Source organism: Bradyrhizobium sp. USDA 4454 (assembly GCF_054822705.1).
On record NZ_JBTRCN010000001.1, the window covers coordinates 5,120,471 to 5,134,468 of the forward strand.

The following is a 13,998-nucleotide window of genomic DNA, read 5'->3' on the forward strand; positions in this document are numbered from 1 at the left end:
CATCACCTGTCTTCCGGTGCCAGCGCGCCGAACAGTATAATCGCAGCCGCCGTGGCAACACCGGCATGCGCGACCTGTTCGGCCAGCTCCGCAATCGTGCTGCGATGAAGCCGCTCGTCGGCATGGCCGAGGGACTCCGCCAACAGCGCGGGCGTATGCGGCGCGAGGCCGTGCGCGATCAATTGCGCGGCCAGCGCCGGAAAGGTGCGCCGGCCCATATAGACGACCGTGGTCGCTTCCGGATCGGCCAGCGCCGCCCAATTCAGATCCGCGGGCAACCCGCCGGTGACGTCGGCGCCAGTGACGAACTGCACCCGGCGCGAGGTCAGCCGTCGCGTCAGCGGAATGCCGGCCTGGGCTGCGGCAACCGAGGCCGAGGTCACGCCGGGAATGATCTCGTAGCCGATGCCGGCCGCGCGCAGTGCGTCGATCTCCTCCTCAAGCCGTCCGAAAATGCCGGCATCGCCGGACTTCAGCCGCACCACCCGCACGCCGGTCGCCGCATAGTCGACCAGCAGACGACTGACATGATGCTGCCGGGCCGACAGCCGCCCGGCGCGCTTGCCGACCGCGACGAGATTGGCGCCGGGGCGCGCGAGATCGAGGATCGCGCCCGATGCGAGGTCGTCATAGAGCACCACGTCGGCCTCGCGCAGCCGCGCGGCGCCTTTCAGCGTCAGGAGTTCGGGATCGCCGGGACCGGCCGAGACGAACGAAACCATTCCGCTCATCGATCCTCCGCAATCAGATGGAAGAATGTCCCGGTTGCATTGCCGCGCCGCGATCCGGTCTCCGCAACGATCGCGCCGGTCGCATCGCACACCATCGCGAGCGGCGTGTCCGGCTGCGCGATGATCGTCGAATAGTGAAACTCGTGGCCGCGCAGGCGCTCACCGGGACCTTGGCCGGGCATCGGCGCAACGAGTTCGGCAAGCCGGTAACCTAGATGCATGCGGCGCTTGGCATAGCTGGTCTCGAGGCCGAGCAACCCCGCCATCGCGTGGCGCGCGCCTTCGGCATCGGTCAACGCTATCCCTAGCACCATGTAGCCGCCGCACTCGCCGTGTACCGGCCTGGTTTCGGCGAAGGAGCGCAAGCCACCGAGGAATCGCCTGTTGGCGGCAAGCCGGCCGGCATGCAATTCAGGATAGCCGCCAGGCAGCCAGCACACGTCAGCGTTCGCGTCGGGGCCTTCGTCGGCGAGCGGCGAGAACGTCACGATCTCGGCCCCAGCCGCGCGCCAGGCTTCCAGCATATGCGGGTAGACGAACGAGAAGGCGGCGTCCCGCGCGAGCGCGATGCGCTGGCCGGGCGGCGTGATGCCCAGGCTGGGCGCGGTCGATTGCGACGACCAGGCCCGCGCCGACTGCAGCACGGCGTCGAGATCGACATGCTCGGCGACGAAGCGCGCAGCTTCGTCGATCAGGCCATCGATCTCGGCCTGCTCTTCGGCTTGCACCAAGCCGAGATGCCGTTTCGGCAGGGCAATCTCGGCATGGCGCGGCAGCGCACCCAGCACCGCAATGCCCGCGTGGTTCATGGCGCTGCGTACCAGCGCTTCGTGCCGCGCACTGGCGACGCGGTTGAGAACGACACCGGCCAGCCGCACGCCGGCGCGGAAATCGCGCAATCCCGCCGCGACCGCAGCCGCCGTCTGCGCCTGGCCGGAGGGATCGATCACCAGCAGCACCGGCCATCCCATCATCTCGGCAATGTCGGCGGTGGCGCCGGTGCCGGACAGGCCGCGCGTCGCGACGCCATCGAACAATCCCATCGAGCCTTCGGCCAGCACGAGATCGGCATCGGCGCCGCGACTTGCCAGATGTGCGATCGCCTCGCGCGCCATCGCCCAGCTATCGATGTTGACGGATGCGCGCCCGGTCGCCACCGCATGAAAGGCCGGATCGATGTAATCCGGCCCGCTCTTGAGGCATTGCACCTTCAGGCCGCGATTGCGATAGGCGCGCGCCAACGCCAGCGTCAACGTCGTTTTGCCGACGTCCGACGCCGGTGCCGAGATCACGAGCCCCGCGGTCATCGTGATGGTTCCGGAAAGCGCGGCGTCTCTCCCACCGGACGGTAGCGGCGGTCGTAATCGGCCGCGTAGAGACGGCTTTCGGCGAAATCGCCGGCGCCCAGCGTCTTGCCGACCAGGATCAGCGCGGTGCGTTCGAGCTCGGGACCAACCGCGGCATCGAGCGTCGCCAGCGTGGCGCGCACGATGCGCTGGTCCGGCCAACTCGCGCGCCAGACGATCGCCACCGGGCAATCGGCGCCATAATGCGGCGTCAACTCGGCGATGACCTTGGCGAGCAAATGGATCGACAGATGAATCGCGAGCACCGCGCCGGTCGCGGCGAAGGCCGCGAGCGTCTCGCCGCCCGGCATCGCGCTCGCCCGGCCCGGCGTGCGCGTCAGCACCACCGATTGCGCAAGGCCCGGCAGCGTGAGCTCCGACTCCAAGGCCGCCGCGGCCGCCGAGAACGCCGGCACTCCTGGCGTCACCGAATAGGGAATCCGCAACGCACGCAGCCGACGCAGCTGCTCGCCCATCGCCGACCAGATCGAGAGGTCGCCCGAATGCAGCCGCGCGACATCCTTGCCCCCGGCGTGCGCCGTCGCGATCTCGGCGATGATCTCGTCGAGCGACAGCGGCGCCGTGTTGACGATCCGCGCATCGCTCGGGCAATGCGCCAGAACGCCTGCAGGCACCAGCGATCCGGCGTAGAGGCATACCGGGCAAGAGCCGATCAGATCGCGCCCGCGCAAAGTCAGGAGATCGGCAGCGCCAGGTCCGGCGCCGATGAAATGCACCGTCATTCATCGTCTCCTTCCGCGATCGCAGCAGTGGCCATCCGATCCTGCGACGTCGTCCTGACCGCGATCAGGCGCGCATCACGCCCGGCGGCCGCGAGCGCTGCGGCTTCCGCCACCGAGCCCGTTCCGAACCTGGCTGTGATCAACTCGGATTGTGTCGCGGTCTTTACTTCAGCCAATAGCTCGGCGGGAATGCCGCGGATCGGCAAACCCAATTCCCGTGCCAGCCCCTTCAACGCCGCCGCATTTGCCTTGTCGCTCACTGTCGCAACCGCCGCAAGGCCTTCGGCACCGCCTGCGGCATTGAGCGCGTCGCGCAGCGAGGCGACACTGGCACTGCTCCTGAATCCCAGGCCCGCGACCTTCATCTGATAGCGCTCCACTGCACGATCGGACGCGCCGCCTTCCAGGAGCGATACCGCCCCAACGGCTCGGCCTGTGCGATCTCGACCCGCATCAGTTCGCCGCCATGGCGCTGGTGCAGATCGGACAGCAGCGCCTCGGTCTCCAGCGTCACCGCATGCGCCACCAGGCGCGTTCCCGCCGCGATGCGCGGCCAGATCGCATCGAGCATTGCAGCATCAAGGCCGCCGCCAATGAACACAGCATCCGGTGCCGCAAGGTCTGACAGAATGCCTGGCGCCTCGCCTTCGATCACGGTGATCCGATGCGCCAGGCCGAAATTCGCCGCGTTGCTGCGGATATTCGCGGCGCGTTCGCCGCGCGCTTCGACCACGATCGCGGTTCCGCCGCACAGCGCCCATTCGATCGAGATCGAGCCCGAGCCGGCGCCGACGTCCCACAGCCGCTCGCCCGGTCGCGGCGCAAGCGCCGACAGCGCGAGCGCCCGCACCGGCCGCTTGGTCAACTGCCCGTCATGCACGAACAGCGCATCGGGAAGACCCGAGCTGCGCGCGATCCCTTGGCCTCCCCTTGCCTCCAGCGCGACCGCGACCAGGCTATCGCCCGCGTCGCCTGTAAAACTGTCCGCGCGATGCTGCGTGATGGATTCGCGCGGTCCGCCGAGCGCGGACAGCATCGACATCCCAGAGGACCCCCAGCCGCGTTCGGTGAGCCAGCGCGCGAGATCAGAGACCGCCTTGCCATCACGGGTCAGGCAGATGATGCGTGCGCCGCGCGCGAGATGCGGCAACAGCCGCTCGAACGGTGCGGCGTGAAGGCCGAGACAGACGACGGTTTCCAGCCGCCAGCCCAAACGCGCCGCTGCCAGCGAGAAGGTCGAGGGCGCGGAATGCGCGATCCATTCACCGGGCTGCAATTTTTCGGCAAGGCTTCCGCCCGCGCCATGCCAGAACGGATCGCCCGAGGCGAGCACGGCCGTCGGACGGCCGCGGCATTCAAGCACGATGTCCGCATCGAACGGCACCGGCCATGCCCGGCCGCGATCGGTGATGCCGGCCAGCGCAAGGTGCCGTTCGCCGCCGAAGACCACCTCCGCTTCGCCAAGCGCCTTTCGGCTTGCATCCGAGAGGCCGGCAAGGCCATCTTCGCCGATACCGATGATGGTCAACCAGGGATTATTCATGATGCGCGCCCTGATCCTGGGCGGAACGGCCGATGCGAACATGCTCGCCGCCGAAATCGCGCGCGCCGGCATCGTCGCGGTCTATTCCTATGCCGGCCGCACCGCAGCTCCTGCCGAACAGCCGCTGCCGACGCGGACCGGCGGCTTCGGCGGCGCCAGCGGTCTTGCCGACTACCTGCGCAGTGAAGGCATCACGCATGTGATCGACGCGACGCATCCCTTCGCTGCCGAAATGAGCCGCAATGCGATCGCCGCCTGCGCGCAAACCAGAACACCGCTGCTCGCGCTCGAACGCGCGCCATGGGTCAAGACATCCGGCGATCGCTGGATCGAGGTCGCGGATGTCGTCTCCGCGGTCACGGCCTTGCCGGATAGCCGCGCCAACGTGTTCCTCGCGATCGGCCGCCAGCACATCGCGCCGTTCGGCGCCCGGCCGCAGCATGCCTATACGCTGCGGTTCGTCGACCCGCCCGGCGAAATGCTTCCATTGCCCGATGCCGACGTCATTGTCTCGCGTGGACCATTCACGCTCGAGAACGAACTCGAGATGATGCGCGCGCGCGCCATCGAATGGATCGTCGCCCGCAATTCCGGCGGCACCGGCGCCCGCGCCAAGATCGACGCCGCCCGCGCGCTCGGCTTTCCCGTGATCATGATCATGCGGCCACTCCTGCCGGGCAGGCCGCGGGTGGAAAGCGTGAGTGACGTGATGGGATGGCTCGGTCATCGAACCTGCCTCGGCGCATAGACCCAGCGGCCGACCCGCCGCGTCGCCGAATTGCCGACGATCACGAGCGTGCGCATATCGGCCATCTCGGGCCGGGCATCGCGCAGCTCGACCGTCTCGATCCGCTGCTCCGGCGTACTGACGGCGCGCGCGAAAATCACGATGCGCTCGCGGCAGCCCGCCTCCTTCAGGATCTCCAGCGTCCGCGCAAAGCCATCGGGGCGGCTGGCCGAACGCGGATTGTACATCGCGATCGCAAAGTCGGCTTCGGCGGCGAGCCGCAGACGCTTCTCGATCAGCGGCCAGGGCTTGAGATTGTCGGAGAGATTGATCGCGCAGAAATCATGGCCGAGCGGTGCGCCTGCGCTCGCTGCCGCCGCCAGCATCGCGGTCACGCCGGGGAGAACGCGAATCGAGAGCTCGTGCCACTGCGGCGCGTCCTCCAGCGCTTCGAACACGGCGGATGCCATCGCGAACACACCGGGATCGCCGGAGGACACCACGACGACGTGGCGCCCCTCGGACGCCAGCCGCAGCGCCTCGCCCGCACGCTGCAACTCGACGCGATTGTCCGAGGGATGCAGCGTGAGCCCGTCGCGCGGCGGCACGCGCGTCACGTACGGCGCATAGCCGACGATGTCGGTCGCCGCCGCGAGCGCAGCCGTGACTTCCGGCGTGATCAGCGCCTCGTCGCCCGGCCCCAGTCCCGCGACGGTCAACGTGCCGGTCATGGCGCGACCTCCCTGCGCTGCCCTTGCCCGTGCACCAGCACAATCGCGAAGTACGGAGCGTCGGCCTCGCCGATCTCAGCGAGCCGCGCGACCCGCTGGTCCGGCATAGTGCCGCGCTCGACCAGCCAGGCATCGTCGAGCCGACGCGCAGACGCCAGCGCCCGGCGGATCTTTGGAAGATTGCGACCGGTCTTCATCACGATCAGCGCGTCGGAGCTCCGCATCCGCTGCGCAAGCTCGGCTTCCGGCAGCGTGCCCATCAGGACCGTGGTCACATCGTCGGCAAGCGCGATCGGCTGGCCGACCGCATTCCAGCAACCGACCATGCCGGGAATGCCGGCGATCACCTCGATCTCGACACGCCCCTGCAGGCGCGCATGCAGATGCATGAACGAGCCGTAGAAATAGGGATCGCCCTCGCAGAGCACGACGACGTCGGTCTCACTTGCGAGCCGCGCCAGCCGCTCGGCCCATGCGTCATAGAACTCGGCGAGCAGCCGCGCATAATCAGGGCTGTCGAACGCGATTTCCGTGGTGACGGGATATTCCATCGGATATTCGTTGACGTCAGCGGCGAGCAGGCCTTCGACGATGCGGCGCGCCTGCCCCAACTGCCCCTTCTTGCGGAAATAGGCGACATGCTTCGCGGCACGCGCGATGCGGTCGGCGCGCACACTCATCAGGTCCGGATCGCCGGGGCCGAGGCCGCAGCAGATGATGCGTCCCACCGTCATTCGCTCCGGCTCGCTAGCGCATTGACGGCGGCAACCGTGATCGCCGAGCCACCAAGCCGTCCCTCGACCGTCAGCGCCGGCGCCGGCGGCTCAGCCATCAATGCCGCCTTGGACTCGGCGGCGCCGACAAAGCCGACCGGGCAGCCGATGATCGCCGCCGGCCGTGGGCAATCGGCATCTTCCAGCATGTTGAGCAGATGAAATAGCGCGGTCGGCGCGTTGCCGATCGCGACAATGGCGCCGTCGAGATGCGGCCGCCAGAGTTCGAGCGCGGCCGCCGAGCGCGTGTTGCGCATCGACTGCGCGAGTCCGGGAATCCTGGGATCACCGAGCGTGCAGATCACGGCATTGCCGGCCGGCAGCCGTGCGCGCGTGATCCCTTCCGACACCATGCGCGCGTCGCAGAGGATCGGCGCGCCCTGCTGCAGGGCGGCGCGGGCGCGCGCAGCCATCCCGGGCGTGAAACGGACATGCGTCTCCAGGCCCACCATGCCCGCGGCATGGATCATACGCACGACCACCGGCTCCTCGTCGGGCGTGAAGCGCGCGAGATCGGCCTCGGAGCGGATGGTGGCAAAGGATTGCCGATAGATCGCCGCGCCGTCGGTCTCATAAATGTGCGGCATCAATGGCCTCCCATCAGCACGGAGGGATTTGCGATGATGGCGGCGTTGGTCAGCCCGCGCAGGACCGGCGCATCCCGCGTCGTGGCGCGGCGAATGAGATCGAAGCCTTCGCCTGACGCAACGAGGGTGACGTCGGCAGAACCGGAATGGGCACAGCCCTTGGCGCAGCCGGAGACGTGAAGCCGGGCACCGGGTAGGATATGCTTGGCCAGCGTCGACGCCAGCGCACGCGCGTCAGCGTGCGCCTCGGCGCAGCGCGGTGCGCCGCTACAGGCGCTGACGCGCAGCGCCGGATCATCGGCCTCAGTGATGAGGTCCGCGCCACGAGGCATCTCGCGCATCCCCTCCACCAGCAGCATCCGCCACGGCGTCATGCGAAGCGCTCGCCCGCAGGCGGCGAGATCGCCGAGCGTCCGATGCGGCATTTGCCCGAAGCCAATGCCGACCATCGCACCCGTCGAATAGAGGCCCGGCGCAGGCTCTGGCGATCGGGCCACGGGCTCGGCATCGCCACGAAGAGAGTCGGGCAACCTCATGCCACCGACCAGATGAGCCGCCATCCGCCGCTTTTCACCTTGAGCGCCGTCGGAGGCGACGAACCATTCAGCCAGCGCCAGTGCCACCTGCACGGCCTCGCGCTGCGTCACGGAAAGCCCGAATTGCGCGCCATCGGCGCGCACCAGCAGTCCTCCGTTGCGATCGCGCTCGATCCTGATATCCGCCGACGCGCGGGCAAGCACGCGCGCGCGGCCATCATCGATTGCGAAGCCGAACTTGGTGGGAAGATCGAGCGAAGCACTGGCAAGCGCGCGCTCAAGCTCGGCAGCAAGCGAGCGTGTATCGTCATCGGTCGTCCAGAACGGCGTCACCAGCACGTTGCGCTGCGCCTCGGTATCCGGATCCGGGTCCAGCAAGCCGAGCCCGGCGAGCCCATCGATCAAGGGCGGATAGCTTGCATCGCTGACACCGCGGATCTGGAGATTGGCACGGCTGGTCAGGTCAATCAGGCCGTTGCCGTATTGCCCCGCCAGCTCTGCAATTCCCGCGGCCTGTGCGGCCTCCAGCCGCCCGCCGCGCGGGCGAATGCGCAGCACGAGGCCATCGCCCGACTGCATCGGCCGCAATGCGCCGGGGCACCAGCCCTTGACCGCGATCGCGCTCATGAGGCCTCCCGCAACGCCGCCGCGATCGAATTGCGCCGCGTCTGCCAGAGCGAGGCATCATGCAATCGGGTGAAGCAAGTGTCGATCGCAGCCAGTGCCGCCGGATTCTCGCGCGCCATGAACGCGCGAACCTCGTCATTGCCGAGCGTGGCGTCGTAATAGAGGTCGAACAGATGCGGCGGGACCGCGCCGGCGAGATGCGCGAACGCAGCCATATGTTCCAGCGTCGCTGATATCTCGGCAGCACCACGGAAGCCATGGCGCATCATGCCGGCGATCCATGCCGGATTGGCGGCGCGCGAGCGCACGACCCGCGAGATCTCCTCCATCAGTGAACGGGCATGCGGCTGATCCGGCCGCGTCGCATCGAGGTGATAGAGCGACGGGGCTTTTGCGCCGAGCCGCCGGGCCGCGGCGGCGATGCCGGCCTCATGCGCGGCGTAATCCGCGGCCAGCAGCAGATCGGTCTCCGCCAGGTCCTGGGTATGAACAAAACTGTCGGCAGCCGCGAGCCTGGCTTCGATGCCTGTGCGGTCCGGTCGAATCTCGCCGTCGGAGGAGATGGCCCAGGAGGATGCCGATAGCCAGGCTTCGCCGGCCGCCTCGCGCGCCTCCGGAGTAAAGACATCAGCGATCGACGCAATGCCGGCCCCATAGTGTCCGGGGCGCGGACCGAACACGCGCGAGATGCGCTGCCGGTAGGGATTCTCGTCCGCCTCCTCGCTGCGTTCGGACAACGCCTGCGTCGACGCTTCGAACAAGTGGGCCAGCCCGGAAAAGACGTCGCGGAACAAGCCCGACACGCGCAGCGTGACGTCGATACGGGGACGACCCAGTTCCGCCGGTGCGATGACGTCGTAGCCGACCACCCGGCCCGATCCGTGATCCCAGCGCGGCGCGATGCCGGCGAGATGCAAGGCCATCGCAAAGTCCTCGCCGGCGGTGCGCATCGTCGACGAGCCCCAGAGATCGACGACCAGTCCTTTCGGCCAATCGCCGTGATCCTGCAAATGACGACGCAGCAGCTCCTCGGCGAGTTTCACGCCCTGCGCATGCGCCGACGGCGTCGGCACCGCGCGCGGATCGACTGAAAACAGATTGCGCCCGGTCGGCAGCACGTCGCTGCGCCCGCGATAGGGCGAACCCGATGGTCCCGGCGCGATACGCCGCCCCGCCAGCGCCTCGCGCAACGCGGCCCGCTCCGCGTCGCCGCACGCGCCATGCCCGAACACATGCAGGCCGTCGCCGAACTGGCTTTCCTTGAGATCACAGACGAAACGATCGATCTGCGGGATAGCTTCGGCTGCGGAGACCGAGGCTGCGAGACCGAGATCGTCCTCCAGACCGGCGATCCGCGCCTCCTCGCGGATCGCGGCGATCAGGCGCTGCCGCCGCGCCGGATCGAGGCCATCAGCGGTCGAATATTCATCGAGCAAGCGCTCGAGACCGCGCAAGGCTTCCGGCACCGCGGCCTGCGCCAGCGGCGGCGGCAGATGACCGATCGTCACCGCACCGATCCGGCGCTTGGCCTGCGCGGCCTCGCCGGGATCGTTGACGATGAAGGGATAGATGACGGGCAGATCGCCGATCAGCGCCTCCGGCCAGCACGCCGATGACAGCGCAACCGACTTGCCGGGCAGCCATTCCAGCGTGCCATGCGCACCCATATGGACGACGGCATCGATGCATTGCTGCCTGAGCCACAGATAGAACGCGACATAGGCATGGCGAGGCGTGCGCGAGAGATCATGATAATCGGCGTCGCGGCGAGTGGCATCGCCGCGCTCCGGCTGAACGGCGATGACCGACTTGCCGCATTCGATCGCGGCGAAATGAAAGGCGCCGTCGCGACAATCGGGATCATCCTCCGGCGCGCCCCATGCGCGCGCGAGATCGTCCAGTAACTGCCGCGGGAGGTTGGAAACCGCTGCGCGATATTCGGCGACATCCCATGTCAGTTTCGAGCGGAGCAGCACGTCGCCCAGCGACCCCACCGGCTCAAGCTTAAATCCCGCCGCCGCGAGATCGGCCAGCAACGTCTCGACCGAAGCAAGCGCATCGAGGCCCACAGCATGCGCGATCTGATGCGGACGGCCTGGATAGTTCGACAGCACAAGCGCGACCGTCTTGTCTTGGGCCGGCTTGCTCGCGAGCCGATGCCAGGCTGCGACGCGTGCAACGATGGCTGCGACGCGCTCGGCATCCGGCCGGTGTGCCAGATGCGCGAATTGCAACTCGGGATCACGCTCGCCCGGCGACTTGAAGCTCACGACGCCGGCAAACAAGCGGCCGTCGACCTCCGGCAGCACCGCATGCATCGCGAGGTCGCCGGGCGACAGACCGCGCAGCGACTCCGCCCAATCCTCGCGCCGCGCCGTGGACAGGGCGACCTGAAACACCGGGCACGAGGCCGCATCGAACGGCGTTGAGCCGTCGTCGCCCGCCGCGGAGAACGCAGTCGCATTGACGATGGCGGCCGGCGGGCGCTGCGCGAACTGAGCGCGCAGCGAATCGGCGACGCCAGCCGCCTTCAGCGAAGTGACGAAGACGCCGTGGGCATCGAATCCCTTCGCCCGCAACGCATCGATCAGCGCATCGACCGGCGCGGTGTCGCCGGCCGCCAGATACGAACGATAGAAAGTCACCAGCACAAGCGGCCGGCCATCCGATGCAGGCAGCGCCGCGACCGCACCGCGCCCGGAATCGTAGACGCCGATCTCGGGAAGATCGATTTCACCGACAATAGGTCCGGCATAGAGCCCGGACGCCAGCGCCAGTTGCGCGATCACGGCCTGCGCGGCAACGGGGCCGCCCTTGTCGCACAGCACTTTCAGGCGACGCAGCGTCGAGACCGGCAGCGTCGAAAATTCATCAAGCCGCAGATCGTCGCGTCCGTCCGCCGGCAGCACCACCAGGGCGATGCCGCGTTCCCTCGCGAGACGGTGCACCGCGGCCAGACCGTATGACCAATACGGCTCGCCGCCGATCAGCCGGATCAGGATGCCGCGCGCGTGCGAGAGCGTCCGCTCGAGATAGGTGTCGACGGACAGCGGATGGCGCAGCTCCGCGAGATTGGCGAGCCGCAGCGACGGCAGCGCGGCGCGGCCGCGCCGCCAGCCGGCCGCAAACGCCGCGAGATCGCTGTCGGAGAACGACAACACCACGAGATCGGCCGGATCCTGGCCGAGGTCCCTTGGTGTCGCGGTCTCTTCAAGGCCGCGGCTCTCGCGAAAGACGACGTGCATCAGACACCAAGCCGTGCCCTGATTGCGGCTTCATCGATATCGCCGTGTTCGCCGATCACAACCAGCTTCGACTGCCGCGGCCGCACGCCCCAGGGCATGTCGAACTGATGCCGCACCCGCTCGCCGACCGATTGCACCAGCAACCGCATCGGCTTGCCCTCGACCGCGATGTAGCCCTTGGCGCGCAGCACGTTCTGCTCGCGCGCCAGCCCCTTGATCGAGGCCAGCAGCGCATCGATATCCGTAACCTCCGGAAGATCGATCACCACCGAATTGAAATCGTCGTGCTCGTGTTCGTCCTCACCGTCGTGATGCGAGGGCCGTGATGCTAGGTCCTCTTCCGCCGCAGCCTCGAGCCCGAGGATCACGCGGGCATCGATGGCGCCGTCGACAATGGGCAGCATCGGCACCTCGCGCGTCATCTCGGCCGCGATCACTTCTTTTGCCGCCTTGATCCCCTCCGCTCCGGCGAGATCGGCCTTGGTCAGCAGCACGATATCGGCACAGGCGATCTGGTCCTCGAACACCTCCGACAGCGGCGTCTCATGGTCGAGATTGTCGTCGGCGGCGCGCTGCGCGTCGACCGCGGCCACATCAGGCGCAAAGCGGCCGGCGGCAACGGCCTCGGCATCGGCCAGCGCGATCACGCCGTCGACCGTGATCCGCGAGCGGATCTCCGGCCAGTCGAACGCCTTGAGCAACGGCTTCGGCAACGCAAGGCCCGATGTCTCGATCACGATGTGATCGGGCCGCACGGGACGCGCCAGCAACTGCTCCATCGCCGGGATGAAATCATCGGCGACCGTGCAGCAGATGCAGCCATTGGCGAGCTCGACGATGTTCTCGGTCGGGCAATTGGCGTCGGCGCACGCCTTCAGGATGTCGCCGTCGACACCTTCGCTGCCGAATTCGTTGACCAGCACCGCGAGCTTCTTGCCGTTGGCATTGCGGATCAGGTGCTGGATCAGCGTCGTCTTGCCGGATCCGAGAAAGCCGGTCACGACCGTGACCGGAACCTTGGCGAGAGTAGTCATTCGGCGGCCTCCGGCACGACGGGAAGAGGTGGAATGCGGGCAAGCGATTGCTTGCGAAAGATTTCGGGACGGCTGCGCCACGGCACGATGCCGTCGGGCGCCGCGGCATAGGCAGCGGCGCCGGCGATCACATCCCTGGCATTGGCTTCGGACAAGCGGCCATAGACATAGGACCACCGCCCCGGCGCGCTGAGCGCGACCGAGCAGCCCTGGCTGCACGCTGACAGACATTCGACGGGAACCAGATTGACGTCATCGGGCACGCCGGCCTCGACCAGCGCGGCGTGCAGGCGCGCGCCGGGCGCGGTCTCACCTTCGCCCAGCGTCTGGCCGGCGCGGCAGGTGATACAGACATGAAGTGTAACGCTCATCGCCCTTCCTGGATTGACACGGGAAGCGATGAGGCACACGAGCCTGATGTGAACAGGCCCGTTCCCCGTCGCGGAACACCCCGTCCGCCGGTCTCACAACTGCTGCGCTGGCAGGTCTCCCGGCTTGCGGAGCAGGATTTCTCCCTTCGATCCCCGCCTTCCCGATCCCTTTGGGGAATCAGTGGCTTTGGGCATCTCTCCGGTCACGGTCGCGGGGGCGGCTGCTTTTCAGGCCCGACTTGAGCCCTATCGCATTCCCTCTTCGCCTGTCATAGGACAGGAACCAACGCGGGCCCACCATTCGTCCGCGGCTCGAACTTGTCAAGCCGAAGGAACGCCATGACGTCTGAAGGAAACGGGGCCGAAGACGAGATCGTCAGCAGCGAGACGTCGCTGGACGCGCGCCACGCATCCAAGATGGCGAAAAAGAAGGTCGCCCGCGACAAGATCATGGCGACCAAGAGCGGCGAGAAGGGCCTGATCATCGTTCATACCGGCGCCGGCAAGGGAAAATCGTCCTCCGCCTTCGGCATGATCCTGCGCTGCGTGGCGCACGGCTTTCCCTGCGCCGTGGTGCAGTTCATCAAGGGCGCGTGGGATACCGGCGAGCGCCGCCTGCTGACCGGGCATTTCGGCGATCTCTGTCAATTCCACGCTATGGGCGAAGGTTTTACCTGGGAGACGCAGGATCGCGCCCGCGACATCGCGGCCGCCCAAGCGGGCTGGGAAAAGGCCAAGCAGCTGATCGCAGATCCGAACCTGCGGATGGTGGTGCTCGACGAGATCAACATCGCGCTGCGTTACGACTATCTCGCGATCGATGATGTCGTCGAGTATCTCACGACGTCGAAGCCGCCGATGACGCATGTCGTGCTCACCGGACGCAACGCCAAGGACGAATTGATCGAGATTGCCGATCTCGTTACCGAGATGACGCTGGTGAAGCATCCGTTCCGCTCCGGCATCAAGGCGCAGCCGGGCGTCGAATTCTGACAGGCAGCACC

Annotated in this window: 14 protein-coding genes and 1 riboswitch; of the genes, 2 read left to right on the top strand and 12 right to left on the bottom strand. The window is 67.6% G+C overall.

What is annotated here, in order from left to right; genetic code table 11:
* Positions 1-2 precede the first annotated feature (2 nt).
* From cobA to cbiE, 5 genes are read right to left on the bottom strand one after another with little or no spacing between them, the layout of a single operon-like run.
* Positions 3-731 carry a uroporphyrinogen-III C-methyltransferase gene (gene cobA / locus ACVIW0_RS23945; RefSeq protein WP_461354577.1) on the bottom strand — a complete coding sequence of 243 codons (729 nt, stop codon included), beginning with the start codon at positions 729-731 and terminating at the stop codon, positions 3-5.
* Positions 728-2,038 (bottom strand): cobyrinate a,c-diamide synthase, encoded by a 1,311-nt coding sequence (locus ACVIW0_RS23950; RefSeq protein ID WP_461354578.1) that lies wholly within the window; start codon positions 2,036-2,038, stop codon positions 728-730. The genes cobA and ACVIW0_RS23950 overlap by 4 nt, the downstream gene beginning before the upstream one ends.
* Positions 2,035-2,820 carry a precorrin-4 C(11)-methyltransferase gene (gene cobM / locus ACVIW0_RS23955; protein WP_461354579.1) on the bottom strand — a complete coding sequence of 262 codons (786 nt, stop codon included), beginning with the start codon at positions 2,818-2,820 and terminating at the stop codon, positions 2,035-2,037. The genes ACVIW0_RS23950 and cobM overlap by 4 nt, the downstream gene beginning before the upstream one ends.
* The gene (locus tag ACVIW0_RS23960; RefSeq protein WP_461354580.1) at positions 2,817-3,185 is read right to left on the bottom strand and encodes a cobalamin biosynthesis protein; all 369 of its coding nucleotides are present in this window, start codon (positions 3,183-3,185) and stop codon (positions 2,817-2,819) included. The genes cobM and ACVIW0_RS23960 overlap by 4 nt, the downstream gene beginning before the upstream one ends.
* The gene (gene cbiE / locus ACVIW0_RS23965; RefSeq protein ID WP_461354581.1) at positions 3,182-4,363 is read right to left on the bottom strand and encodes a precorrin-6y C5,15-methyltransferase (decarboxylating) subunit CbiE; all 1,182 of its coding nucleotides are present in this window, start codon (positions 4,361-4,363) and stop codon (positions 3,182-3,184) included. The genes ACVIW0_RS23960 and cbiE overlap by 4 nt, the downstream gene beginning before the upstream one ends.
* On the opposite strand from cbiE, the gene ACVIW0_RS23970 reads away from it, so the two are divergent.
* The gene (locus ACVIW0_RS23970) at positions 4,362-5,111 is read left to right on the top strand and encodes a cobalt-precorrin-6A reductase (protein WP_461354582.1); all 750 of its coding nucleotides are present in this window, start codon (positions 4,362-4,364) and stop codon (positions 5,109-5,111) included. The genes cbiE and ACVIW0_RS23970 overlap by 2 nt on opposite strands.
* On the opposite strand, the gene cobJ is transcribed toward ACVIW0_RS23970, so the two are convergent.
* The 7 genes from cobJ to ACVIW0_RS24005 are packed head-to-tail and all read right to left on the bottom strand — an operon-like array spanning position 5,087 to position 12,994.
* A complete protein-coding gene (cobJ, locus tag ACVIW0_RS23975) occupies positions 5,087-5,821 on the bottom strand; it encodes a precorrin-3B C(17)-methyltransferase (protein WP_461354583.1) in 735 nt (244 codons plus the stop codon). The two genes, ACVIW0_RS23970 and cobJ, sit on opposite strands and share 25 nt — an antisense overlap.
* Positions 5,818-6,549, bottom strand: a complete 732-nt coding sequence (locus ACVIW0_RS23980) for a precorrin-2 C(20)-methyltransferase (RefSeq protein WP_461357408.1) — start codon at positions 6,547-6,549, stop codon at positions 5,818-5,820. The genes cobJ and ACVIW0_RS23980 overlap by 4 nt, the downstream gene beginning before the upstream one ends.
* A 2-nt stretch (positions 6,550-6,551) precedes the next feature.
* The gene (locus tag ACVIW0_RS23985; protein WP_461354584.1) at positions 6,552-7,181 is read right to left on the bottom strand and encodes a precorrin-8X methylmutase; all 630 of its coding nucleotides are present in this window, start codon (positions 7,179-7,181) and stop codon (positions 6,552-6,554) included.
* Entirely contained in the window at positions 7,181-8,344 is a 1,164-nt protein-coding gene (gene cobG / locus ACVIW0_RS23990; RefSeq protein WP_461354585.1) for a precorrin-3B synthase, read from the bottom strand. Before cobG ends, ACVIW0_RS23985 begins: the two co-directional genes overlap by 1 nt.
* Positions 8,341-11,589, bottom strand: a complete 3,249-nt coding sequence (gene cobN, locus ACVIW0_RS23995; protein WP_461354586.1) for a cobaltochelatase subunit CobN — start codon at positions 11,587-11,589, stop codon at positions 8,341-8,343. The genes cobG and cobN overlap by 4 nt, the downstream gene beginning before the upstream one ends.
* Positions 11,589-12,623: a cobalamin biosynthesis protein CobW gene (gene cobW, locus ACVIW0_RS24000; RefSeq protein WP_461354587.1), complete on the bottom strand. Its 1,035-nt coding sequence runs from the start codon at positions 12,621-12,623 to the stop codon at positions 11,589-11,591. The genes cobN and cobW overlap by 1 nt, the downstream gene beginning before the upstream one ends.
* Positions 12,620-12,994, bottom strand: coding sequence for a DUF1636 family protein (locus tag ACVIW0_RS24005; RefSeq protein ID WP_461354588.1), 375 nt, complete (start codon positions 12,992-12,994; stop codon positions 12,620-12,622). The genes cobW and ACVIW0_RS24005 overlap by 4 nt, the downstream gene beginning before the upstream one ends.
* 92 nt (positions 12,995-13,086) lie before the next feature.
* Positions 13,087-13,297: riboswitch (cobalamin riboswitch) on the bottom strand.
* Between the two features lie 36 nt (positions 13,298-13,333).
* On the opposite strand from ACVIW0_RS24005, the gene cobO reads away from it, so the two are divergent.
* Positions 13,334-13,987 carry a cob(I)yrinic acid a,c-diamide adenosyltransferase gene (cobO, locus tag ACVIW0_RS24010; protein WP_461354589.1) on the top strand — a complete coding sequence of 218 codons (654 nt, stop codon included), beginning with the start codon at positions 13,334-13,336 and terminating at the stop codon, positions 13,985-13,987.
* Positions 13,988-13,998 lie beyond the last annotated feature (11 nt).